The following is a 26103-nucleotide window of genomic DNA, read 5'->3' on the forward strand; positions in this document are numbered from 1 at the left end:
GTTGAAGTAAGTAGTTGAAGTAAATAGTAAATTATAAATATTTAATATTGTTAGCATTTTAAGTGCGTGAATACGCCTTCATCAGGAAAAATGGAACCTCTATTACGTGAGATTCCATCTAGAGTGAAATGAGATTAACTCGCTATTCTATGCGAGTTAATCTCAAAGTAGCTCTTTACTCTCATAAAAAATAATTAAAATTAAAGGAAGTACAATGAGTCTAAAACAAACTCTTTGCGTATATGATCTAATCGATTGCGCTAGTGTTAAAGGTGAAGACATTGTTGCATTGTTCCAAGATTTCCCACACATTGAAGTCATGTCTAAAACGGTTAAGGATCACAAAGGACAAAGTGACTTTGTTCGCATTCTTATTCCAGGAACACAAGGTAAATCACAGCATAAAGATGCGCCAACACTGGGAATCATCGGGCGTTTAGGTGGAATTGGTGCTAGGCCTTCTCGAATAGGTGTTGTGTCTGATGCAGATGGTGCGATTGCCGCACTTGCAGCAGCGCTTAAACTGGCACAAATGCATGAAAAGGGTGACCAGTTACTCGGTGATGTCGTGGTCACGACCCATATTTGCCCAAATGCGCCAACACGTCCGCATACACCTGTTGATTTTATGGACTCGCCCCTTGAAGATGCCACGATGAATCAACATGAGGCGATCCCTGAAGCGGATGCTATTTTGTCCGTAGATACCACGAAGGGAAATCGTTTACTCAATCATAAAGGGTATGCACTGTCTCCAACAGTAAAAAATGGTTATATTTTACCCGTGTCAGAGGATTTAATTCGTTTGATGGAATGGAGTAGTGGCCAAAAAGCGGTGACATTTCCATTATCAATTCAAGACATTACGCCATATGGTAATGGTCTACATCATATCAACAGTATATTACAACCTGCGGTATCAACATCTGTACCAGTGGTTGGTGTCGCTATTTGCTCAGAAACGGTAGTACCAGGTTGCTCTACAGGGGCTAGCCATGAGGTTGATATTGCGGCTACTGTAAAATTTATGATAGAAGTGGCTAAAGCATTCACAGGAAAACAATGTGCGTTTTATGATGTTGAACAATATGATTTATTGACATCATTGTATGGTGATATGTCACACCTGCAAACAGCAGGTAATAATGCAGCAAAAAATGATTAATTTATAAATAGTCACAGTTAATTATTAGCGTTGTCAGTGTTATTAAAATAATTAACTGTGCTCTATTGGTGAGCTATAAATTCGATTCTGTTGTGTTGTCTGGAACATCCTCATTTTCAATAGGAACAATGAGGTCTGCATGATTACCTTTTGGGCCAATAGTCACACTAAATTGAACTTTCTGGCCTGCTTTTAGTGTCCTGTAACCGTCCATTTGGATACAGGAATAATGAGCAAAAATATCTTCTCCGCCATCAGCCGGGCAAATAAAACCAAAGCCTTTTGCGTTATTGAACCACTTAACGATACCCGTCTCCATATTTTATCCTTCAAATTTACCAGTATTTGCATTTAGAACGATGTATAAAAAACACATACAAAATAAGTATAAATACGATGTTATTTGTTCGTAAAATATACTGTAATAAATTACCTTCTAAGGTCAAGAGGTACGGTTCAGGAATTGCTGGAAAGTGTTAAGAATTCGCTAATCAATAGCGCTCATTTTCTATAATATTTGATATGGCTCACAGATTGCTAACCATGGAAGCAAAGGTGATTCCCATGATACACTGTCGCTTGATGCAATATAGACAAAAAACAGCATAGTAACTAAATGGTATAGTTTTATGATGTTATCAATATGATTGATAGAAATCGTTGATAATAAAGACTATGCTTAAATTGAAGTTAAACACTGAGCAAGAAAGCAATGAGTGATTTTCTGGGCACATTTAAAACTGACGTCATTTTTAAAGATGAAATAGAACAAACCTTACAGCCACCATCGATGTATAAGGTGCTATTAAATAATGACGATTACACCCCGATGGATTTTGTTGTCGAAGTGTTACAAAAATACTTTTCTTTTGATGAAGAACGCGCTACACAGATAATGTTAGATGTCCATATTCAAGGAAAGGGAGTTTGTGGAATTTTTACTGCAGAGGTTGCTGAAACTAAAGCGGCGCAAGTCAATACTTTTGCTCGTGAACATGAGTACCCTTTGCTTTGCACTATAGAGAAAGTCTAATTTGGCTTAATATCAATTTTGGGAGGTGCTTATGCTCAATCAAGAACTGGAGCTTAGTTTAAACGTAGCTTTTACGAAAGCGAAAGACAGTCGCCATGAGTTTATGACTGTAGAGCACCTATTGCTAGCGTTACTGAGTAATATCTCTGCTCGCGAAGCTTTAGATGCTTGTAAGGTTGATCTTGTTGCATTACGTCAAGAACTTGAACACTTCATCGCGCAAACTACACCTTTGTTACCCGAAAATGATAGCAGAGACACCCAGCCTACGCTGAGTTTTCAGCGTGTATTACAGCGCGCTGTTTTTCATGTGCAATCATCTGGGCGCAACGAAGTCAGCGGTGCAAACGTATTGGTCGCGATTTTTAGTGAGCAAGAGTCCCAAGCTGCGTACTTATTACGCAAGCATGATGTAAGCCGTTTAGATGTAGTTAATTATATTTCTCATGGCACGATAAAAGGCGAAGAGTCGTCATCAGAACAAGATATCTCCTCTAATAGTGTGCAAAACGAAGAGCAGCCGGTCCCAGAAGACCATATGGACAACTTTACGACCAACTTGAACCAGCAGGCCAAGAAAGGGAATATCGACCCTCTGGTTGGACGTCAGGCTGAATTAGAGCGTACGATTCAAGTATTGTGCCGCCGTCGTAAAAATAATCCACTATTAGTCGGTGAGTCAGGTGTCGGTAAAACCGCGATTGCTGAAGGGCTAGCATGGCGTATTGAGCAAGATGATGTACCTGACGTAATGAAAGGCTGCACAATTTTTTCATTAGATATTGGTTCATTATTGGCTGGAACCAAATACCGTGGTGACTTTGAGAAACGTTTCAAAGCATTATTAAAAATGCTGGAAAAAGATCCGAAGAGCATTTTATTTATTGATGAAATTCACACTATCATCGGTGCAGGAGCCGCGTCTGGTGGGCAAGTTGACGCAGCGAACTTAATTAAACCGTTGCTATCAAGTGGTCGAATTCGTGTTATTGGTTCAACAACATACCAAGAATTTGGCAGTATTTTTGAGAAAGATAGAGCGTTGGCTCGTCGTTTCCAGAAAATTGATATTGTAGAACCAACTCCCGAAGAAACAATTCGTATCATCAATGGGTTGAAGCCTAAGTATGAAGCTCATCATGATGTTCGTTATACCGCAAAAGCGATCCAAGCGGCGGTGGATTTATCCATTAAATATATTACCGACAGGCATTTGCCAGATAAAGCCATTGACGTGATTGATGAGGCCGGGGCGCGAACGCGACTGGTTGCACCAAGTAAGCGTAAAAAAACCATTGGTGTGCCTGAAATTGAAACAGTTGTGGCGCGTATCGCCCGTATTCCTGAAAAAACGGTTTCCTCAAGCGATAAAGATAAACTCAAGACACTCGACTCTCGTTTGAAAATGTTAGTGTTTGGACAAGACAAAGCGATAGATTCATTGTCTGAGGCAATCAAAATGAATCGGGCAGGTTTAGGGTTAGAAAATAAACCTGTGGGTTCTTTCTTATTTGCCGGTCCAACAGGGGTGGGTAAAACTGAAGTGACTGTCCAGTTAGCGAAAGCGTTGGATATCAAATTGCTGCGATTTGATATGTCTGAATATATGGAGCGCCACACGGTTAGCCGCTTAATTGGTGCGCCTCCTGGCTATGTCGGCTTTGACCAAGGTGGTTTACTGACCGATGCGGTTATCAAACATCCGCATTCAGTGGTGCTGTTAGATGAAATCGAAAAAGCGCATCCAGATGTGTTTAATATTCTTTTACAGGTAATGGACCACGGAACGTTAACAGACAATAACGGTCGTAAGGCGGATTTCCGTAATGTTGTTGTGGTAATGACAACCAACGCTGGGGTGCAAGAAACTCAGCGCCGTTCTATTGGTTTTGCTGAGCAAGATAATAGCACTGATGCGATGTCTGAAATCAAAAAGGCGTTCTCACCAGAATTTCGCAACCGCCTTGATGGTATCATTTGGTTTAACTCATTAACTCCAGAAATTATTACGCAAGTCGTTGATAAGTTTATTGTGGAATTACAAGTTCAGCTTGATGAAAAGGGTGTATCAATTGAAGTTAGCGCCGCGGCTCGCCGCTGGTTGTGTGAAAAAGGTTATGATAAAGCGATGGGTGCCCGACCTATGGCTCGCACCATTCAGGATAACCTGAAAAAACCATTAGCAAACGAGTTGTTATTTGGTTCACTAACCAATGGTGGCTCTGTAAGTATCGGGCTTGATGAAAAAAGTAACACACTGACATACAGCTTCAGTAGCGTGCACAAGGCCTCTCCGGAGGATGCGGTATTCTGACGAATAGACCACAGGTGTATCAATGCACCTGTGGTTGTCAGGCCTTGCCTGAAGAGAATATCAACGGCTACGGAAAATGATTCGGCCTTTGCTCAGGTCATAAGGTGTTAACTCTACAGTTACCTTGTCGCCTGTCAGGATGCGGATATAGTTTTTACGCATTTTTCCAGAAATATGAGCAGTCACCACGTGACCGTTTTCCAGTTCAACACGGAACATTGTGTTTGGCAGGGTATCTAAAACTGTGCCCTGCATTTCAATATTGTCTTCTTTGGCCATCTAATCCTCTAAGTTTAATAACCGTGATTTTTAACGGGCAAGATAATGCCCAAAAACCCGCACTAAGTAAAGAAGTGTCGCATTTTAACGCGATCTTTATTTTTAAGTGAAGGAATAAAATTAATGTAAAACCAAAATTCATTAATCGAAAATTGGCGGTATTTCAATCGATTGCGGTATCCAGCAGACGGGGTCAATCGCTTTGTCACGCCACCGATAAAGAATATGTAAAAAATCCCTACGGGATATCTCTTTTGCGCCCATTGAGGCGGTATGGTGGTTAAGTACCTGACAATCAAAAAGTTGCCCATTATAGCGCAAAAAATGAAAATAGAATGTAATAAAAGCAAATTTGGATGCATCATTCATTCTACTGAACATAGATTCCCCACAAAATAGGTGCCCCATGTTCACGCCATACAGGCCTCCAACGAGTTTATCGCCATACCAAGCTTCAATGGAATGCGCCATACCTGCTTGGTGTAGCGCTAAATACCCAGCTTGAACTTCGGGTAAAATCCATGTGCCTTCTTGGCGTACAGAACAAGCTTCAATAACTTGCTTGAATGCATGGTTAACAGTAATGCGATAAGTCTGCTTTTTTAAAACTTTTTTCATTGACCGGCTAATATGGAGTTCACCAACCATGAGTACTGCTCTAGGGTCCGGAGACCACCATAAAGGCATCTCTCCAGGATTAAACCAAGGAAAGATACCATCATAATAGGCAGCTTGCAGCCTTTTTGATGAAAGATCTCCGCCAATCGCTAATAAGCCATTGGGCTCCCGCATGGCTTCAGACACGGGAGGGAATAAATAGGAGTCATCATCTAATTGGTACATATACGCCTCAGAGCGGTTGTTGTGCCCAGTGGCGCTGGCGGAACTGATAATACTGGCCTTGCATACCTAACAGCGCTTGATGGGTACCTTGTTCGATGATTTTACCATTATCCATCACACAGATGTTATCCATTTCCTCTAAGCCCTGCATACGGTGAGTAATGACAATTAACGTCTTATCGGCACATTTTTCTTTTAACAGTGCTAAAATCTGCTGTTCAGTTTGTGCATCAAGCCCTTCCGTTGGTTCATCCATTAGAATTAATGGTGTGTTATGTAATAAAGCACGGGCAATACCTAAGCGGCGTTGTTCCCCTCCAGAAAGTTGTCGGCCGCCTTCACCCATCCACGCATTAAGCTTTAATTCGTTTTCTAATAAATTACCTAGACCAACTTGCTGCAATACTTCGCTTAATTCGGTATCCGTCGCTTGTTCATTGGCGAGCAACAGATTATTGCGCAATGTATCACTAAAGACATGAACCCGTTGTGGTACTACAGACATCATATTACGTAACGATTTTTCGCTAAATTCGTTAATAGGCGTGCCATTTAAGTAGATGGTTCCGCTATCAACATCCCAAGCACGGGTTAATAACTGCAGAAGAGTGGATTTACCACAACCTGTTTTACCTAATAAAGCAAGGTGTTGGCCTTTATTTAATGTTAAAGACACATTTTGAAGAACGGCAAATGGCTGTTCTGGATAGGTAAATGAAATATTATCGACAGTCAGGTTTTCCAATGTTGCGATTGAAGGGCTTTCACTTGGGAAAGTTACCTCTGGTTTTGCGGTCATTAATTGGGAAACGCGAGTAGCAGATGCAATCACTTGACCCATATGTTGGAAGGCAACAGCAACAGGGCCTAATGCTTCGAAAGCCGCTAGCGCACAGAATACAAATAAAGCAATCAGTGCTCCCGGTTTTGTATCGCCCCCTACATGGTCGGCAGCCATCCAAAGAAGCAGTGTTGCTGTAACACCAGAGGCAAATAAAATAATGGCTTGAGATAACCCAGTGAGTGCCGCTTGCTGTTGTTGACGCACTTGCCACTTATTTTCGATATTAAGCAAGTTTTGGCGAAAGCGTTCAGTGGCGCCAAATAATGTTAACTCAGCTTGTCCTTGCAGTGCGGAGGTTAAAATAGTGCGATAACTTCCACGTAATTCGGTTAGCTCACGGCCAATGGGTTTTCCTGCACGATAAAATATAAATGGCATTGTAAATAGCAAGAACAGCATGATGCCACCCAGTGTCCAAGCAAGACGAGGGTCGAGATAACTTAAACCAAAAATAAGGACAAAGGTAACAAAAAATGCAGTAATGATCGGCGATAAAACACGCAAATAGAGGTGATCTAGGGTCTCTACGTCAGCGACCAGACGATTGAGTAACTCCCCTTGACGAAAACGACTGATACCACCCGGCGAAAGGGGCAATACTTTACTAAAAGCAAAAACCCGTAAATGAGCAAGTACTTTAAAAGTAGCATCGTGGCTAACTAGGCGTTCTCCATAGCGGCCAGCGGTACGAAAAATAGCGGCACCACGGACACCCGCAGCGGGTAACATGTAATTAAAATAGTAAAGACCCGGAAAACCAGCAATGGCGGTTCCGGCTAAAAACCAACCAGAAAGGGTAAGTAAGCCAATACTTGCCAGTAAGGTCACAATCGCCAAGATAATGCCTAATGTAATTAAAAACCAATGGCGGCGGTAAAGGGCTAAGAAAGGTAATAAAATTTTCATTATCAAAGCTCCTCACTGCGATGGGCAAGTAACTGGGCAAAAGCGCCTTCTGACTTGCTTAACTGTGTATAATTACCTTGTTGAATGATTTGCCCGTTCGCCATTACCCAAATTTGGTCATAATCAAGGGTTTCTTCCAGTAAATGGGTGACTAAAAGGGTCGTTTGCTGACTTGATAGCTGGTTAAGTGTTTGCATAACACGTTGTTCGCTGTGGGAGTCTAAGCTCGCAGCAGGCTCATCTAGAAGGAGCATACGAGAGGGTTTCAACAGGGTTCGTGCAACGGCAACTCGCTGAGCTTGCCCGACCGAAAGGCGAGCGGCATAGTCACCCAGCTTGGTATTTAGGCCATCAGGCAAATGGGCTAAGAATTCGGAAACATATGCATTATCAATCGCCTGTTGAATTTCCGCTTCTGTAGCATTTGGCTTGCCTAAACAGATGTTTTCAACCAGTGTTTGCTCTGGAAGGTGAGGGTTTTGCCCAACCCAACCGAGTAATTCACGCCATTTATCAGGGCATAATTCACGAAGTTCAACACCATTTATGGTGATGGAACCGCGATAAGGCAAAAAGCCTAACAATAAATTCAGTAATGAGCTTTTTCCCGCACCACTTTGACCAACAATTGCAATACGTTGTTGTGGCTCAATATTGAAATCTAATGGCCCAGCAAGGCGCACTCCATCATGGGATAAAATTTCTAATTGTTTAGCCTGAATATAGATAGCCTCATCACTCAGTGTTTGGGTTCCTTGTTGAGCTTTTTGTTCGCCATCACTGTTTAATAGCGTTTCGAGTGTTTCAGCGGCACCAACAGCTTGCGCTTTGGCGTGGTAGTAGGTGCCAAGGTCACGTAATGGTTGGAAAAACTCTGGTGAAAGTATTAGGGCAAGAAAACCCGCAAATAGCGTGACAGGTAAACCATAGCTACCGAAGTTTATTTCACCCAGGTAGGAAAAACCAAAATAGACAGCAACAACAGCAATAGAAATCGATGCAAAAAATTCAAGTACGCCAGAAGACAGAAATGCCATCCTCAATACTTCCATCGTTCTGGAACGAAAATCTTCTGTTGATTCACGAATTTGCTTAATCTCTGCTTTTTCACGAAAAAATAACCGTAAGGTATCAAGGCCTCGTAGTCTATCGAGAAAACTCCCGCTTAAACGACCTAAGGCAATAAAGTTACGACGGTTAGCATCCGCAGCGCCTAATCCGACTAATGCCATAAAGATAGGAATCAGCGGGGCAGTGACGAATAAAATGAGTGCTGCAGCCCAGTTAAAGGGGAAAATAGCAATCAGGATCATAATGGGGATGATCCCAGCTAAATACATTTGGGGAAGATAGCGCGAATAGTAGTCTTGCATATCTTCAATTTGTTCAAGAATAATTGTAGCCCAGCTACCCGCTGGCTTACCTTTAACCCACACAGGGCCGAGTTCTTGAAGTTTATCGAGTACCATGGTACGTATTTCTTGGCGCACCACTTGGCCACAACGAAAGCCAACGCGTTCTCGTACATAAGTGACAATTGCGCGTAAGATAAAAACGCAAATCAGAAGAACAAAAGGGGTTAATAACTGTTCTCGAGGAACGTTATCCATAATCAATGCTTGTAAGATAACAGCTAAGAACCAAGCTTGAGCAATAATCAGTAATCCACTCAAAATGCCTAGTAACATAGAGATCCGCAACCAGCGCTTGGCAGGGGCACTGTGTTGTTTTAACCAACGTACCAATTCAGTCTGTCTTGATTTATCCATAATGATTTAGTTAGCAGGTGTAGTTTTAATGTCATTGAGTATAGTTAGGAAACATCACCCTAACGTTGTTTTTACCATGCGTGATATTGCAGTTGACCTGTTTTAAACCGCATGAGAACGATAAATTTTGATCTGGTAACGCAATTGGTGATTATAAGAAAATCTGCGTTTTTGATCTTACCCACAAATTCGAGTATTAGAGTACATCATAACAGCTTCACCGCGATATGTTACCTAATAAAAGTGGGTTATTTAAAGTGAGTTGTGCTTTGTTATTAAATTGTTTTATAAAGGTAAATTTAATATTTCAGTAAATTTTTAGATGTAATGATATTGGGATATTACTGTATTTCTACGTAATAAAAAGGTGGCTTAACAAAGAAATGTTAAGCCATCGGCATTTTTCACTACAATTAGAATGTGGGGTCTATCATTAACCATTCTTTGGGTTTTAATTCATAGTTTCCTTTTAATAAATTATCCCAAGCCTGATCTTTTTCTTTCATGGTATTAAATGAGCGAGTTTGCGTATCCATTAACTCCCAGGTTTGTTCCGTTTGTTGCCATATATTACAATCAATACTAGAGCTACTTGGATAGGAATAGCACATAACCACATCATCTTGATTGTTTTGGTTAACATCGGCCATAAAGCCTACACACGGGTATGGGTCGTATTGTGAGGTACAATACCAAGCACTACTAAGGTTTTCCCCGAGGTCGAACCAACTCTTCGGTATTGCAGGGCTATTTTGAGCTTGAATTAATACTGATTTTAGCGATCTGCGCTGTTCTTCTTCATAAGGGCTGGTTTGGAATAGTTTTTGATATTCAGGGTTGTTATTGAGTTTTTCAAAAGCTTGTTGCCCTTTCTCACCTAATTGTTTTAAGTCATAAGCAAGCGAGCTATTGACTTTAATTTTGCCATTTTCAACGCCGGCAAGAATACTGTTTAGTGTGATGCGTTTAAAATCAGCAATAGGGCTGTTAATGACCAATATAATGGCAATTAGAGACAAAATTCCCGCTTTATTGATAGGGCCTAAATAGGACATCCAGGCTGATTTTTTATAGATAATTGCGATGCTATAAGCAAAAATCAATACAAATAGGAATAGGGCAATAGTAAAGGCGTATAGGCGCTCAACACTCCAACTATACTGGTTAACTCGTACTAAAATGCCATAGAGCGAAAGCACTGAAAATGCATTAAGTAAAATAATGCTAATTAAGACAAAACCGTTGAGACCCGCACGGAATTGATATTGGGTTGTGCCATCGCCATACACGAAATTGATAAAAATAAGGTTTAAAATTAAAAACCACAGCATTACTGCGGAGCCTAAGCCTGCAGAGGTTAAACCTGAAAAGTATGAAACAACGAAACCGCCTAAGAAAATAACAGCAACAATATTCAATAGAGGTAAGAAAAAACGCGCAATAAAGCTAACAAAATTACTGAATTGCACATTCAGTGCTACGCGTAAAAAAGCTAAACTCACGTTGAACCCAAGAGCAAAGCTCACCCAATAGATAACGTCGTTATCAAGAGCTTCACTCAAAAAAGTTAGGTTAACAATACCAAATAAAAAACTGGCTATTTTTACGATTAAAGTTAGCAACCCACCGATTATAGAAGCGAGAATACCCAGAAAGGTATTTTTAATATATAGCCCCATTAAGCAACCGTAATCAATTTTCCATGTTCTTGTGGTTTGCCACGATTGCATCCAAGGAAGTATAAAAAAGAGTAAGACGGTGAGGGTGATAAAGGCGAAGAATGGGTCTGTATCTGAAGGATTTAGAAAGTCTTGGGCATGCCAGTAATTGAGCCAGAAAATTAACCCAATAATGACCGCAATGTTCAGATAAAAAATAGCGGATTTTGCATTGGTAATTAGGTAACTGATTGCTGAAGGAACAAAAATGGCGAGCAAAATAGGCAGATATAGGGTGGTGGCGCTTAGTTGGCTTTCTAGGCGGATAGAGTAATCAGTAGTGGCTGTGATGACGATGCCTTGAATCACGGCAAGTATGACAATAATAAAATAAGAATAACCGCGAATGGCATCACGTTCTAATTGTTGCCCCATACCTACACCTTATATTAATTAATGTTATGTAAAAACAGTATAGGCAGTATTAAAAAAGTACAATATAAACTTGGTCTTAAAAATATATGCAAAACCAATAGTTAGGATGGGGAGTATAAGTAATAAAAAAGGCTTCAATTGAGGAAAAATTGAAGCCTATCTAAATTACAATCACTTATTGATTATTTTGATGCTAAGCCATCAAGATAACGTTCTGCATCTAAGGCTGCCATACAACCTGTGCCCGCAGAGGTAATTGCTTGGCGGTATATATGGTCCATGACATCACCAGCCGCGAACACACCTTCAACAGAAGTTTGAGTTGCATTGCCTTGGGTGCCAGATTGCACTTTAATATAACCGTTGTCTAAATCTAATTGGCCTTCAAAAATAGCTGTATTTGGGCTGTGGCCGATGGCAATAAATGCCCCCATAACAGGGATATCTTCTGTTGCGTGTGTTTTAGTACATTCTAAGCGCACACCCGTCACGCCCATATCATCACCTAATACTTCATTTAATGTGCGGTCGGTATGCAGAATAATATTACCGTTCTCAACTTTATCCATTAAACGATTAATCAGGATTTTTTCTGCACGGAAACTATCACGACGATGAATTAAATGAACTTCTGAAGCAATATTAGAAAGGTACAATGCTTCTTCTACCGCAGTGTTTCCGCCACCAACAACAGCGACTTTTTGGTTACGATAGAAGAAACCGTCACAAGTTGCACAAGCTGAAACGCCACGGCCTTTGAACGCTTCTTCTGAAGGTAGGCCGATATAACGAGCGGAAGCCCCTGTTGCAATAATTAATGCATCACAGGTATATTCATTTTCATCGCCAATTAAACGGAAAGGACGTTGTTTTAAGTCCACTTTTTGGATATGGTCAGATATGATTTCGGTGTCAAATTTTGATGCGTGCTCATGCATGCGTTCCATAAGCCCTGGACCGGTTAAACCTTCTGGGTCACCAGGCCAGTTTTCAACTTCAGTTGTGGTGGTCAATTGACCGCCTTTTTCCACCCCAGTAATCAATGCTGGGTTTAAGTTTGCACGTGCAGCATAGACAGCCGCAGTATAGCCCGCAGGGCCAGAACCAAGAATGATTAACTTGCGATGTGTTGTTGTGCTCATGAATTCCTCTTTAATCTAAAAAGCATTTATCAGATTGTAGGAGAAATAAGAGGTTAACAAAAGTGGTTTAAGTGCGACTTAGTTTCATTTGGCTTATTTCATCAATAGGTAATACCGATAAAATGTAAAAAAATATGACAAAAAGTTGCTTGTGTCACGCATCACAATTTTTAGGAATTATCTTGAATTAAGGCTGCGAAACGTTTTACTGGAAAAAAAAGCGAAATCTTGTACTGATTTTTATTCATTTGCTTTGACAATCGGCTGCGCATTTGCGAAAACATCAGTGTAAGAGTTAATTATCTAGCTGATCAATGGAAATGGCGCATTTTTGTTCTTGCTGGAAAATTAACTTTACACTACTTACAAATTTAAAATACAAGTAAACATTGTGGATGATAATTACATTCACACTAACTTCAGCATTATGAATAAAATTTGCTCCTGAACACGAATTCCTAAATAAAAAAGGTGGTGGCTAAGGTGCTTATTTTTAGATGTAGAAAATAACAATTAGAGAAAGAGAGATAAAGAGATGATTGACAATAAAAAGCGTCCTGGCAAAGACCTTGACCGTATCGACAGGAATATATTAAACGAACTACAAAAAGACGGGCGAATTTCTAACGTAGAGTTATCTAAACGAGTTGGTTTATCTCCAACACCTTGTTTAGAGCGTGTACGTCGCCTTGAGAGACAAGGATTTATCTCTGGCTATACTGCGTTATTAAATCCACACTACTTAGATGCATCTTTGCTCGTGTTTGTTGAAATCACACTTAACCGTGGTGCTGCGGATGTATTTGAGCAATTCAATACAGCAGTTCAAAAACTGGAAGAAATTCAGGAATGCCACTTGGTTTCTGGTGACTTTGACTACCTGTTGAAAACGCGTGTGCCAGATATGTCCGCATATCGTAAACTGTTAGGTGAAACTCTGTTACGTTTACCAGGCGTAAACGACACTCGCACCTATGTAGTTATGGAAGAAGTTAAACAAAGCAACCGCTTAGTGATCAAAACTCGCTAATTAGTGCTTTTTAACCTCGCTTCAGCACAGCATTTCAGCTTTGTTGCCGCACTGCAGTTTCAACGCTGAGTTTACTCAGCGTTGTTCCGTTTTTCTCGCCTCATTTGTTGCTTTATAAAAACGTAATATTTTGCTGTTTCACAGCTTCAACTGGCTGCTATCCATGCCTTTCTACCTTGTTTTACGTAAATTACTTAGCAACTGATAAGTTTTATTTCCAATTTATTGATTCTAAAGCTATAAATATTTAGGATTTTTGACGAGAAATAGAAATTGAATCATCATACATTAGATGGAATACTGCACCTTAGTGCTTTTGTGAAGCCTTGATATCTCTTAGTCGCTGTAAAACAGGCAGAGTCAGGCGTTTAATGGTAGAATAAACCTAGGTTAGTCAAGAACATCAGTTAGCAAAGAAATAATAATGAGCCAAGAATATACAGAAGATAAACATATCAAATTTAAAAAACTAAGTAGCGGAAGACGGCTATTAGAGGTTATTTTGCTCGCAATATGCTTGAGCGCACTCTTCTTAATGGTGGCTTTATTGAGCTTTAGCCCTTCAGATCCAAGCTGGTCACAGACCACTTGGAATGCCCCAGTGAAGAATTTAGGGGGGAGTGTAGGTTCATGGAGTGCCGATATTCTCTTCTCTGCTTTTGGTATTCTTGCATTTGCCATTCCTGCACTATTACTCCTAGGTTGCTGGGCGATTTTCCAATATGAAAGTCAGCGCCGATATATTGATTTTTTCTCTTTATCGTTAAGATTAATAGGTGGTTTAGCACTTATTTTATCTTCTTGTGGACTTGCGGCTCTCAATTTTGACGACTTACCTAATTTCGCCTCTGGTGGTGTGATTGGCAGTGTATTTAGTAATGCAATTATGCCGTGGTTCAATTCATTAGGTGCTACGTTAGCATTGCTGTTTTTATGGGCGATAAGCTTTACGCTGTTTACGGGATGGTCATGGCTTACAATCGCAGAAAAAATTGGTGCAGCGGTACTTCTCCCTATTACTTTGCTAACAAATCGAGCGAGGGGAGACGATTTAGATAACTATGATTACGACGTTGAAGAAACTGAAGGAGCTTTACAGCGTGCGCAAGAAGCTGAGCACAGAGCCAATGACAGCCTAGAAAATATTGATGCGGATGATGTTTTGTTTTCCGCACCCACTGTGGCTGAATTAGTCACTGAAGTCGCTCCAACAACGGAAAAAAATACGGGTGAAGCGGTTGCTACTACAGAAAACCCAATTCCTTCAGTGAATCAAAACACATCAGAGCAAGATTCGGTACCTGCTTTCTCTGCAGTGGATGAGCCGAGCATATATCATTTTGAAGTACCAGAAGATTACCAGCCTAAGCTCGGTGCAAGTTTTGATTCAACATCAGATACCGTTAATGAGCCGTTAGTTCAAGCGTCACCGTATGTTGCACCAGAAGAACCGATATTTAGTGTTCAGCATAATCAACAAATAGAACAACAAAAACAAGATAATACCGCTTATCAAGAATATTCGGATAAACAAGAAACATCTGTTAATCAAGCTGCGTTTGAAGCTCAAGCGACATCCACGCCCCCACTTATCTCTTCAAATACAACAGAAAGTTTTATTCCATCATCAGTTACTGAAAGGGTTTCTAATCCAGCTGCATTAGCGGCTGCGGGTATTTCAGTCGCTGCACTGGAGCGCCATGCTCAGGTTAAACAAAATATGGAGCCGGAGCTTCCACGGCCAAATCCTGTTCGTTTACCGACTCGTCGTGAGTTATATGGTATTCGCATTCCATCGTTACGTGATGCGGAACTACAGCGGCGTGAAGAAGAGGCTTCTAAACGTGAACAAATATATCAGCAGTGGTCTACGAGTGAGTCTGACCAACCTGAAACTGATGATGAGGCACAACAAGACGAATTATTACGAGCGCAGTTCTTAGAACAGCAACGTGAACGTTATGGTGAAGTTGATGAAACTGATTATGATGTACCGCTTAATAGCCTGCACTCGCATGATGAGCAATTACAAAATGAGCCAATGACTGAAAATAGAGTCAGCGCATTTACGCAGCCAGAAATTGAACACCGTTGGGCGTCAGCTTCACAACAATCCAATAATACGCATACAATTCCAGAGCCTGATGAGGCCGTGCCAGTCGTGGATAATGGCTATCAACCTCAGTTTACACAAGAGCAAGAAGACTTTGAGCCCAAAATTGATTTAAGAAAAGAGTTCTCTGTGCTGGATAGTTTTACCCCTGTTGATGATTTGGTTGACAACGAGCCAGCTGACCCATTATTTATGCCATCATTTAGCGCGACTTCTGTTACAGCAGGTACCCCACAAAATAATATCGCTGAAGGGCTTGCTAGCTCACCATCAGTAACACAAACTTTTGGGCAGCCACAGCAGCCACAGCAGCCACAGCAGCCACAGCAGCCACAGCAGCCACAGCAGCCACAGCAGCCACAGCAGCCACAGCAGCCACAGCAGCCACAGCAAGATAGCTTATTCCACCCGTTCTTAGTGCGTAATGACCAACCATTACCAAAACCAACAACGCCAATGCCGTCTCTTGATTTGCTGGCAAGTCCGCCAGCACAAGAAGAGCCAGTGGATATGTTCAAACTAGAACAAACAGCAAGGTTGATTGAAGCAAGGCTTAATGATTACCGCGTTAAAGCTGAAGTGGTTGGTTTTTCTCCAGGCCCTGTCATTACTCGGTTTGAACTTGACCTCGCACCGGGAGTAAAAGCTGCACGGATATCCACATTGTCACGTGACCTTGCTCGTTCGTTATCAACCGTAGCCGTACGTGTTGTAGAAGTGATACCGGGTAAACCTTATGTAGGCCTCGAACTCCCTAATGAGAAACGGCAAACCGTTTACCTAAGTGAAGTCTTAGACTGCGATGATTTCCGCAAAAACCCATCTCCTCTCACTATTGTATTGGGTAAAGATATTGAAGGTGACCCTGTTGTTGCGGATTTAGCGAAAATGCCTCATTTACTCGTTGCGGGGACAACCGGCTCTGGTAAGTCGGTTGGGGTGAATGCAATGATCCTCAGTATCTTGTATAAAGCCAAACCCGAAGATGTTCGCTTTATCATGATTGACCCGAAAATGCTGGAGTTATCCATTTATGAAGGTATTCCGCATCTATTGACTGAAGTGGTTACTGACATGAAAGATGCGGCGAATGCCTTGCGCTGGTGCGTGAATGAAATGGAACGCCGTTATAAACTCATGTCTGCATTAGGGGTACGTAACCTAGCGGGTTATAACGACCGCATTAAAGCAGCAGAAGAAATGGGGCGGCCAATTCCTGATCCACATTGGAAACCCGGTGATAGCATGGATGTAGAACACCCAATGCTGAAAAAAGAACCTTACATTGTTGTCATGGTTGATGAATTTGCCGACTTAATGATGACAGCTGGTAAAAAAGTGGAAGAGTTAATTGCACGGTTGGCACAAAAAGCACGTGCCGCGGGTATTCATTTGGTATTGGCAACTCAACGGCCATCGGTTGATATTATTACTGGACTAATCAAAGCAAATATTCCAACGCGGATTGCATTTACGGTATCCAGTAAAATTGACTCGCGCACGATCCTTGACCAAGGCGGCGCTGAATCTTTACTAGGCATGGGGGATATGCTGTATTTACCACCAAACTCTTCAATTCCTGTGCGTGTACACGGTGCTTTTGTTCGTGACCAAGAGGTTCATGCAGTTGTAAATGATTGGAAAGCTCGCGGTAAACCACAATATATTGATAGCATCACGACCTGTAGTGACGATAGCGAAGGTGGTGGTTATGATAGCGGAGGTGAAGAGCTTGACCCACTGTTTGACCAGGCAGTTGAGTTTGTTGTTGAGAAACAACGCGTTTCCATTTCTGGGGTTCAACGCCAATTCAGGATAGGTTATAACCGTGCTGCAAGGATTGTTGAGCAAATGGAGCTCCAAGGTATTGTCAGTGAGCAAGGGCACAATGGTAACCGTGAAGTTCTTGCTCCTCCGTCAATGGGGCATTAATAATTTAGTGTGCTAATTGCTGGTTTAATTTAAGGGGTGTATAAAGACGTAACACCTCTTATGGTAATAATTTTAAGGTCTCTCATCGATGAAAAAAATGATGTTATTGGGTGCGTTAGCCCTGAGTTTACATATTGGCCAAGTATTGGCGGACGCAAGCCAAGACCTTCAAGAACGTTTGAATAAGGTCAATAGCTTCCAAGCTAGCTTCTCGCAAAAGGTGACGAGTCCTGAAGGGGATTTGGTTCAAGAAGGTGTTGGGGATTTATGGCTTGAGCGCCCAAATTTATTTAATTGGAACATGACCTCACCTGATGAAAGCGTATTGGTGTCAGATGGTAAAGATTTGTGGTTTTATAACCCGTTCGTAGAACAAGTGACGGTGACTAATTTAGCGGATGCTACGCAGGATACGCCATTTCTACTAATTACACGTAACGACCCGAAAGATTGGAAACAGTACTCAATCATTCAGCAGGGAAATACGTTTGATTTAAAACCAAAACAAACTAATGGGACTCTAAAACGTTTCTCCATTACGGTTTCTCCCGAAGGGACGATTGAGCAGTTTTCAGCGGTTGAACAAGATGGCCAAACCAGTGCTTATCAATTAAAAGAGCAAAAAAATGGTCGCGTTGATGCGAGTAAATTCAAGTTTACAGTACCAAAAGGCGTCACTTTAGATGACCAGCGTTCAAATGCTAAATAAGCTTGATTAGAGAAAATATGAGCCAGCAGTATTCATACTTGCTGGTTAATATAAGATATTTTAAGAAGTAAAAAAGAGGATATAGTGGGTAACCTGTCTCTTGATTTTTCGCAGAATGAATTTCAACCTTTAGCAGCAAGAATGCGGCCTGAAACCCTTGAACAGTATATTGGCCAAAAGCATTTATTGGCTGAGGGGAAACCGTTGCCACGTGCGATTAAAGCGGGTCATCTGCACTCCATGATTTTATGGGGGCCCCCTGGAACAGGTAAAACAACCCTTGCCGAAATTATTGGTAATTATGCACAAGCCGATATTGAACGTATTTCAGCAGTTACTTCTGGTATTAAGGAAATTCGAGAATCCATCGAAAAAGCCCGGCAAAATCGCAGCGCGGGGCGGAGAACCATTTTATTTGTCGATGAGGTTCATCGTTTTAATAAAAGCCAGCAAGATGCATTTTTACCGCATATAGAAGATGGCACGATTACATTTATTGGTGCAACAACTGAAAACCCATCATTTGAATTAAATTCCGCGTTGTTATCACGTGCTAGGGTGTATTTGCTTAAATCCCTTGAAGAAAATGATATTGAACAGGTCTTGTTACAAGCACTGGCAGATTCATCTCGTGGCCTTGGTGGGCAAAATATTGTTCTGCCTGATAACACGCGCAAAATGGTCGCTCAGTTGGTTAATGGGGATGCTAGGCGTTCATTAAATCTCCTGGAAATGATGGCAGATATGGCAGAGGCTGATAGCCAAGGGCAGCGTATTTTAACCGCTGATCTGTTAAAAGAAGTTAGCGGTGAACGTACTGCACGGTTTGATAACAAAGGCGACCGTTATTACGACTTAATCTCTGCTCTGCATAAGTCGATTAGAGGCTCAGCACCAGATGCTGCACTGTATTGGTTTGCAAGGATTATTACTGCGGGTGGTGACCCTCTGTATGTTGCCCGTCGGCTACTTGCAATTGCATCAGAAGATGTGGGTAATGCGGATCCTCGTGCGATGCAAGTCGCCATTTCAGCTTGGGATTGCTTCACGCGAGTGGGGCCAGCCGAAGGCGAGCGTGCAATTGCCCAAGCTATTGTTTATTTAGCTTGTGCGCCGAAAAGTAACGCGGTTTATACCGCCTATAAAGCAGCGATTAAAGATGCACAAATGCAACCAGACTACGATGTGCCAGAACATCTTCGAAATGCCCCAACTAAACTATTAAAAGAAATGGGTGCAGGGAAAGAATATCGTTATGCACATGATGAACCTAACGCATATGCTGCGGGAGAAAATTATTTTCCTGAACCTATGCAAACAACACGTTATTACTACCCTACGAAACGGGGCCAAGAAGGCAAGTTTGCTGAAAAATTAGACTGGTTAGCCCAACAGGATCAAATTAGCACCACAAAACGCTATCGCTAAACTAGGCAATGCGGTAAGGTTATATAGCGAAATACTTTACTTTATTTGTTGTGCTGGAATGCACCTCAAAAAGTATCATTAATTACTAACAATAATCACAGGATAAGCATGCTCGATCCCAATTTACTGCGTACGGAGCTAGACGCGGTTGCTGAAAAACTGGCTCGCAGGGGTTTTACCCTTGATGTGGAAAAGCTGCGTGAATTAGAAGAACGCCGCAAAGTTTTACAAGTTGAAACTGAAACCCTGCAAGCAGACCGTAACTCGCGATCGAAAACTATTGGTGCGGCGAAGGCACGTGGTGAAGATATCGAACCCTTACGTCTGGAAGTTAACCAATTAGGCGAAAAATTGGATTCTGCAAAAGCAGAGCTAGATAAGCTGCAACAAGAAATCCGTGATATTGCCTTGAGTATCCCGAACATCCCTGATGACCAAGTACCTGATGGTAAAGATGATTCTGACAACGTTGAAGTTGCTCGTTGGGGTGAACCTCGCCAGTATGACTTCGAAGTTAAAGATCATGTTAGCCTTGGTGAGTTATCTGGTGGCTTAGACTTCCCTGCTGCGGTAAAACTGACAGGAGCACGTTTTGTTGTCATGAAAGGGCAAATTGCTCGCATGCATCGTGCCTTGGCTCAATTTATGCTTGACTTACATACTGAACAACATGGTTACCAAGAGTTGTATGTTCCATATTTAGTCAACCATGACACACTGTACGGAACTGGCCAATTACCAAAGTTTGGTGAAGATTTGTTCCATACTAAACCACTGGAAGAAGAAGCAGACAGCAGTACTTATGCGTTGATCCCAACCGCAGAAGTTCCAGTGACTAACTTGGTTCGTGATGAAATTTTAGATGAAGACTCACTTCCTCTGAAAATGACGGCACATACGCCTTGTTTCCGTTCTGAAGCAGGGTCTTATGGCCGTGATACACGCGGTTTGATCCGTATGCATCAGTTCGACAAAGTTGAGTTAGTACAAATCGTTCATCCAGAAAAATCTATGGATGCATTGGAAGAGCTGACTGGTCATGCAGAAAAAGTATTACAATTACTGAACTTGCCTTATCGTAAAGTGATTTTGTGCACCGGTGATATTGGTTTTGGTTCACGTAAAACCTATGACTTAGAAGTGTGGTTACCAGCGCAAAATACTTATCGTGAAATTTCATCTTGTTCAAACATGTGGGACTTCCAAGCGCGTCGTATGCAAGCGCGTTTCCGCGGTAAGAGTGATAAGAAAACACAACTTGTTCATACCCTGAATGGTTCTGGTTTAGCTGTTGGTCGTACATTGGTGGCGATTTTAGAAAACTACCAATTAGCTGATGGCCGTATTGAAGTTCCAGAAGTATTGCGCCCATATATGAAAGGGCTAGAGTTCATCGGTTAATTTCCGTTACTCTTTCAAACATAAAGCGCGACTGACGACAGTCGCGTTTTTTTGTGTAAATTTAAAGTGTTCTGGAAAAAGCATCCTCAGGTTAAACCTGATCCCCCCTCAATATTTTCCAAATAGCAGCATTCAATGCATGACATTAATCTACGGTAAAGTAAATTTATCGGGGTGATATTGATGGATGTAATTATTGGTGTTTTCTTATTGGCAGGTATTGTAAAAGGGGTGATCGGGCTAGGCCTACCAACAATCGCGATGGGGTTATTAAGCACATCAATGGAGCCTGCTGCAGCTGCGAGCTTATTAATTATTCCGTCATTAATTACTAATATATGGCAATTATTGATTGGCCCACAATTTATGGCACTAATCAAACGGCTCAGTGGTTTTATTATTGGGGTCATGCTTGGCACATTATTCAGTTTTTTACCTTCTTTAACCTCGGCATCTCGTTGGACACTACCTGCACTGGGTATCGTGCTTATTATCTATGGAATTTGGGGCTTAATTGCTAAAAAAACGCCATCTTTCGAGAAACATGAAACATGGCTTTCGCCAACAGTGGGTTATATTACAGGTGTAATTACAGCAGCTACAGGAGTATTTGTTATTCCAGCAGTCCCTTATTTGCAAACCTTAAAATTAAATAAAGATGAGCTTATTCAGGCTCTAGGGTTAGCATTTACCGCATCAACAGTTGCATTAGCCATCAAGTTATCCATTGACCATCAACAATATGATATTAATTGGAGTTTATCTGCCTTTGCCTTAATACCTGCTATTGGTGGAATGTATCTTGGTCAATATTTACGCAAGATTATTAGCGAGAAATTATTCCGTCGTTGCTTTTTTATTGGGTTAATCGGATTAGGGATTTACATGACGGCAAAATTAGCTTTCAGATGACCAGTTAATTAAAAAATGAATAAACTCGTTGGTATAATCAGGTAATTGGCTGAAATCTCGTGCGCAGATAACTAATTTTCGGCATGCCCAATCTTCAGTCAATTGCAGTATTTTACTAGTAGAAAATTGACTACGCTGTGCCGCTTGTTTGGGAATAATAGCAATGCCAATTCCATCGTTAACCCCTTGCATTACCGCATCTAGTGTTGGCATGCGTACCCGGTAGTTGAGCCGCTTGCCTTGCTGTTTGGCGTTATTATCAATATGCTTTTGTAATGGGTTATCTTCCATTAAACCAATAAATTCAGCATCAATAATATCAGAAAATAGAACGCTTTTTTGGCTTACCCAAAGGCTATCTTTATGGGCAAAAACGACTAATTCATCTGAGCTGAATGGCCGAATATCCAGACCAGTGAGGTCAGTAGAATCTGCGATAATACCAATATCTGCAATTTTATTTTTGATGGCAGTGACGATATTAGCACTTGGCATTTCTTTCACGGATACAGACATAGTGGGTTGTTGTCGTAAATAAGCGCTAACACGGGCGGGTAAAAATTCCATTTGAGCTGAAGTATTACAAAGAATATTAATATGCCCACGCAGGTGTCGACTATATTTTCGCAGTTCATCTTGCATTAATTCAATTTGCTGCAAAATTGTTTTCGCATGCTCAATAAATGCATGACCTGCATTCGATAATGAAACCCCTTTCACTGAACGAATAAATATATCGATGTTTAATTCATTTTCTAACCCACGTATTCGTTCACTTGCAGATTGCAGTGTAAGATAAGTTAGTTTCGCTCCTTGGGTGATGCTTCCTGCATTGGCGACATTAACACACAGTTTTAAATCAGTGGTATCGAAATACATGGAAAACAACTCCAAATTATGAAAAGAAGAGGGAAATTATCATTTAAAGGAATATATGTGAATTTTTTCGGGATAGCAAAAAGGAAAGCAATTGCTTTCCTTTTTTTAGATTTAATGATTTAACAAAGTCGTCAAATCATTAGATTTTGGTTTATTTTACTTGTGAGAAAAACAGGCTGCGATAGCTGCTGTAATAGCAAACATACATAATTGGCATAGAAACTAATAAACCTAAACCTAATGGGATAACTGAAATTATCATTAAGATTGATAAAACGATAAAGAACAGGATACCTGGTAGGAGGTTTTTCTTAACAGCTTGTAAGCTTGCTGAGATTGCAGCGCCAACAGTGAAATCATGGTTCATCACTAATGCAGGAGCAAACCAAGTTAAGGCTGTACCCACTAATGCTGCAATGGCCATTATGATGATTGCAAAGAAGAATGTACCTGAAGACGCAAGGATAGCCGCGTCAGATGGCGAACCGTATTGGTTGCTTTCCATCAGTAAACCGAACATTGCAGAACCACCGATAATAAATGCGATGATCATTCCTACTAAGTTAGCAGCAAAGTTGATGGCTCCAACGGCAAATAGGGTACCAAATTTATTTTGGAAGCCTGCAAATAATAAGCCGATTTCTGCTTGGCCTGTTTTACGTTGATTTTCACTGATAGCAATAATACCACCGATAAAAATAGGTGTAATAAAAGTAATCAGTAAGTTCAAGAATGGGATCATTGAAATGATAAAGATCACCGCAAACAGAACGATGTTAATTAGGATCCACATTCCCAATTTTTCTTTAACGAGAGACCATGATTGGCTGATCCAGTTAACACCTTCACCTGCATCTACTGCGCGAGGTTCTGCGTGAAAAACGAATGTATCGGCTTGAGTTTGTGCGTTAATTGTAGGTGCAGGATTGTTATCTGCACTGAAGTTTTCATTATTCATGATAAAAAAGGAACCTGTTAGTCGTAGTGAATTAGCGATATATTATTATTAATAAGTTTTTTGAGCTTATACTCATTCTTGTAACTTATCGGCAGTAGTATGCAGATAAGTTAGCTTATTATAAAGCAGACTATTCTGGTAAGGTATTTTTGATTAAAATTTTCTTGTATAAAATATTTTCTATCGAAATAAGACGGTTATCTATTCCTTAATGTACTGAATAAAATACGAATATTTAGTATATTTAGTGAAAAAAGCTATTTTTTGGTTCTATCAACAAGGTTAAAATCGTCAATTAAATAATCACGATTCATAATAATTAAGTAAGATTTTATTTAATTTAAAAGCTAAATAAGTGATATTGGGTAAGCATCCAACGGCTTAATTTCTTTAAGTACAAACATACTTTGCATTTCTTTGATTCCCGGTAACCGGCGAATAACCGTCATAGCAAAGTCGGCATAGGAGTCTAAATCATGGGATACAACCTGTAATAAAAAGTCAGTATCACCACCAATACTGTAGCAAGCGACGACATTTTCTAGCTCAGTCACTTCTTGTTCAAATTTTTGTGCTTCAGCCTCGCTATCACTATCAATAATGACGCGAACAAAAACCATCACACCTAAGCCAATCTTTTTACGATTGAGAATGGCGCGATATCCTTGAATAATATTTTCTTCTTCTAATTTTTTAACCCTTCGCCAACAGGGAGAGGCTGACATGCCTACTTTTTCGGCAAGCACTTGGTTAGTTATTCGAGCGTCATCTTGTAGTAACTTTAGTATTTTTATTTCTGTCTTATCTATTGCCATAAATGAAAATCTCTACCTTAAAAATGCTTTAAATGGGATAAATTTACCTAAATCTTAGCGTGTAATGACTGAGTTAGAAAGCCTATTTCTTTCTTTAAATGCCATAATTATTGGGAAATTGAATACACATAAAATCATAGGGGACAGGAATGATATTTAATCCAGCTGAGCATCGTTGCGCTATCGTCGTTAATCAGGATTTATCTAACGGGTTGGCAATGAATGCCGCTAGTGTGATTGGCGTGAGTTTAGGAAATAAAGTTAACAATATAGTAGGGGAAGATTTGAACAGTGCGGATAATATCAATTATCCCGGTGTGATTTATGCGCCATTACCGATTTTAAAATCACCGGAGCAGTATATTAAAGAGATTGAAGTGGCTGCATTAAAGGTAAATGAAATATACATTATTCCTTTTAGCTTATTGGCACAATCGTGCCGGACTTATGATGAGTATCAGCAAAAATTATTAGAACACGAATATAAAAATATTCAGTTAGCTGGTATTGGGTTGGTAGGAAATAAAAAGGCGGTGACGCAGCTTATTGGCCACTTACCTTTGTTTAGATAGGAATAATGGCAGATAAAGCAGAGGCTCTATAAAGAGCCTCAAATTGGTTAGTACATTACTTTGTGACCATAACTTTCTAGAATACTTTTAACTCGTTCCATCACTTCTTTTGATGGTGGTCTAACGCCATCTAGTTTGTATTCTTCACCCATGGTTTCCCATTTGTGTTTACCGAGTTCGTGGTAGGGCAGTAATTCGATTTTTTCGATATTGCTCATATCTTTGGTAAATTCGCCCAGTAAATGTACTGAATGGTCATCATCACTCCAACCCGGCACGACAACATAGCGTACCCAAGTTTTCTGGTTGCGTTTGGCAAGGTAACGAGCAAATTCCAAAGTACGATGGTTAGAAACACCCACTAATTTTTGATGAATTTCATCATCGATTTGCTTTAAATCTAACATCACTAAGTCAGTGACATCCATCAGTTCATCAATCACTGGGTCGTAGCGGCGCACGAATCCATTGGTATCAAGGCAAGTATGAATATTTTCTTTTTTACAGGCACGGAACCAGTCACGTACAAATTCAGCTTGTAAGATAGCTTCTCCGCCTGAGGCGGTAACACCTCCGCCAGTCGCATTCATAAAGTGGCGATAGGTTACGGCTTCTTTCATTAATTCTTCAACGGTAACAATATTGCCACCGTGGGTATCCCAAGTATCGCGGTTATGGCAATACAGGCAGCGCATTAAGCAGCCTTGGAAAAACACAATAAAACGGATCCCAGGACCATCAACGGTTCCGCATGATTCAAACGAATGAATACGGCCGAGTGTGGTTGGGGTTTCTGTCACATTAGTCGTCGCTATTGTTTTGGTTTTAGTATCATCGATAGACATAGCAGGCACTCCAAAATATCCTTCATACCGCAAACTTTAGAGCAAAAATATCGTTGCTGGTATAGATAAAAAGCCCCCGTGAGGGGGCTCAGACTGCTGACAAACATATTATGTTTGGCTG

The 26103-nt window shown here is 40.8% G+C and carries 21 protein-coding genes; 10 read left to right on the plus strand and 11 right to left on the minus strand.

Going from position 1 to position 26103, the window contains the following annotated elements; translation table 11 throughout:
• Window positions 1-214 precede the first annotated feature (214 nt).
• The gene (locus tag PSE83_RS07400; protein ID WP_004256361.1) at window positions 215-1165 is read left to right on the plus strand and encodes a DUF1177 domain-containing protein; all 951 of its coding nucleotides are present in this window, start codon (window positions 215-217) and stop codon (window positions 1163-1165) included.
• A 73-nt stretch (window positions 1166-1238) separates the two neighbouring features.
• Here PSE83_RS07400 and cspD read toward each other — a convergent pair whose 3' ends face one another.
• A complete protein-coding gene (gene cspD / locus PSE83_RS07405; RefSeq protein WP_004256359.1) occupies window positions 1239-1484 on the minus strand; it encodes a cold shock domain-containing protein CspD in 246 nt (81 codons plus the stop codon).
• A 378-nt stretch (window positions 1485-1862) separates the two neighbouring features.
• Between cspD and clpS the strand changes: the two genes are divergently transcribed.
• Together clpS and clpA are read left to right on the plus strand one after the other, a co-directional pair.
• Complete coding sequence (clpS, locus tag PSE83_RS07410) at window positions 1863-2198, plus strand: ATP-dependent Clp protease adapter ClpS (protein WP_377145624.1); 336 nt, start codon at window positions 1863-1865, stop codon at window positions 2196-2198.
• Between the two features lie 31 nt (window positions 2199-2229).
• Entirely contained in the window at window positions 2230-4512 is a 2283-nt protein-coding gene (gene clpA / locus PSE83_RS07415; protein WP_004256354.1) for an ATP-dependent Clp protease ATP-binding subunit ClpA, read from the plus strand.
• Between the two features lie 60 nt (window positions 4513-4572).
• Here clpA and infA read toward each other — a convergent pair whose 3' ends face one another.
• From infA to trxB, 6 genes are all read right to left on the minus strand, one after another.
• Window positions 4573-4791, minus strand: a complete 219-nt coding sequence (infA, locus tag PSE83_RS07420; protein ID WP_004244560.1) for a translation initiation factor IF-1 — start codon at window positions 4789-4791, stop codon at window positions 4573-4575.
• A 141-nt stretch (window positions 4792-4932) separates the two neighbouring features.
• Window positions 4933-5634, minus strand: a complete 702-nt coding sequence (gene aat, locus PSE83_RS07425) for a leucyl/phenylalanyl-tRNA--protein transferase (protein ID WP_272660757.1) — start codon at window positions 5632-5634, stop codon at window positions 4933-4935.
• A 7-nt stretch (window positions 5635-5641) separates the two neighbouring features.
• A complete protein-coding gene (cydC, locus tag PSE83_RS07430) occupies window positions 5642-7384 on the minus strand; it encodes a heme ABC transporter ATP-binding protein/permease CydC (RefSeq protein WP_004256352.1) in 1743 nt (580 codons plus the stop codon).
• Between the two features lie 2 nt (window positions 7385-7386).
• Complete coding sequence (cydD, locus tag PSE83_RS07435) at window positions 7387-9153, minus strand: heme ABC transporter permease/ATP-binding protein CydD (RefSeq protein ID WP_164565394.1); 1767 nt, start codon at window positions 9151-9153, stop codon at window positions 7387-7389.
• 413 nt (window positions 9154-9566) lie between these two features.
• Entirely contained in the window at window positions 9567-11246 is a 1680-nt protein-coding gene (locus PSE83_RS07440) for a DUF7057 domain-containing protein (RefSeq protein WP_096864165.1), read from the minus strand.
• Between the two features lie 182 nt (window positions 11247-11428).
• On the minus strand, window positions 11429-12388 hold the full coding sequence (trxB, locus tag PSE83_RS07445) for a thioredoxin-disulfide reductase (RefSeq protein ID WP_004256339.1): 960 nt from the start codon (window positions 12386-12388) through the stop codon (window positions 11429-11431).
• Between the two features lie 535 nt (window positions 12389-12923).
• Here trxB and lrp point away from each other — a divergent pair.
• The 6 genes from lrp to PSE83_RS07475 all read left to right on the plus strand — a co-directional run bounded on the left by lrp (window position 12924) and on the right by PSE83_RS07475 (window position 21913).
• Complete coding sequence (gene lrp / locus PSE83_RS07450) at window positions 12924-13418, plus strand: leucine-responsive transcriptional regulator Lrp (protein WP_004256338.1); 495 nt, start codon at window positions 12924-12926, stop codon at window positions 13416-13418.
• A gap of 424 nt (window positions 13419-13842) precedes the next feature.
• On the plus strand, window positions 13843-17463 hold the full coding sequence (locus tag PSE83_RS07455; RefSeq protein WP_272660758.1) for a DNA translocase FtsK 4TM domain-containing protein: 3621 nt from the start codon (window positions 13843-13845) through the stop codon (window positions 17461-17463).
• Between the two features lie 88 nt (window positions 17464-17551).
• The gene (gene lolA, locus PSE83_RS07460; RefSeq protein WP_004256331.1) at window positions 17552-18172 is read left to right on the plus strand and encodes an outer membrane lipoprotein chaperone LolA; all 621 of its coding nucleotides are present in this window, start codon (window positions 17552-17554) and stop codon (window positions 18170-18172) included.
• Window positions 18173-18256: 84 nt separating this feature from the next.
• Entirely contained in the window at window positions 18257-19600 is a 1344-nt protein-coding gene (locus PSE83_RS07465; protein WP_004256330.1) for a replication-associated recombination protein A, read from the plus strand.
• 108 nt (window positions 19601-19708) lie between these two features.
• Complete coding sequence (gene serS / locus PSE83_RS07470) at window positions 19709-21001, plus strand: serine--tRNA ligase (RefSeq protein ID WP_004256329.1); 1293 nt, start codon at window positions 19709-19711, stop codon at window positions 20999-21001.
• 183 nt (window positions 21002-21184) lie between these two features.
• On the plus strand, window positions 21185-21913 hold the full coding sequence (locus PSE83_RS07475; RefSeq protein WP_272660759.1) for a sulfite exporter TauE/SafE family protein: 729 nt from the start codon (window positions 21185-21187) through the stop codon (window positions 21911-21913).
• Here the strand turns inward: PSE83_RS07475 and PSE83_RS07480 are convergent.
• From PSE83_RS07480 to PSE83_RS07490, 3 genes are all read right to left on the minus strand, one after another.
• Complete coding sequence (locus tag PSE83_RS07480; protein WP_196731839.1) at window positions 21899-22792, minus strand: LysR substrate-binding domain-containing protein; 894 nt, start codon at window positions 22790-22792, stop codon at window positions 21899-21901. The genes PSE83_RS07475 and PSE83_RS07480 overlap by 15 nt on opposite strands.
• A gap of 151 nt (window positions 22793-22943) precedes the next feature.
• The gene (locus tag PSE83_RS07485; protein ID WP_004256309.1) at window positions 22944-23750 is read right to left on the minus strand and encodes a BPSS1780 family membrane protein; all 807 of its coding nucleotides are present in this window, start codon (window positions 23748-23750) and stop codon (window positions 22944-22946) included.
• A gap of 347 nt (window positions 23751-24097) precedes the next feature.
• Entirely contained in the window at window positions 24098-24565 is a 468-nt protein-coding gene (locus tag PSE83_RS07490; RefSeq protein WP_004256307.1) for an Lrp/AsnC family transcriptional regulator, read from the minus strand.
• A 149-nt stretch (window positions 24566-24714) separates the two neighbouring features.
• On the opposite strand from PSE83_RS07490, the gene PSE83_RS07495 reads away from it, so the two are divergent.
• Window positions 24715-25137, plus strand: a complete 423-nt coding sequence (locus tag PSE83_RS07495; protein WP_004256305.1) for a DUF2000 domain-containing protein — start codon at window positions 24715-24717, stop codon at window positions 25135-25137.
• Between the two features lie 47 nt (window positions 25138-25184).
• Here PSE83_RS07495 and pflA read toward each other — a convergent pair whose 3' ends face one another.
• A complete protein-coding gene (pflA, locus tag PSE83_RS07500) occupies window positions 25185-25982 on the minus strand; it encodes a pyruvate formate lyase 1-activating protein (RefSeq protein WP_004256303.1) in 798 nt (265 codons plus the stop codon).
• Between the last annotated feature and the right edge of the window lie 121 nt (window positions 25983-26103).

Origin of the sequence: Providencia sp. PROV150 (assembly GCF_028481025.1) — a bacterium.
In the GTDB taxonomy this organism is placed as follows: domain Bacteria; phylum Pseudomonadota; class Gammaproteobacteria; order Enterobacterales; family Enterobacteriaceae; genus Providencia; species Providencia hangzhouensis.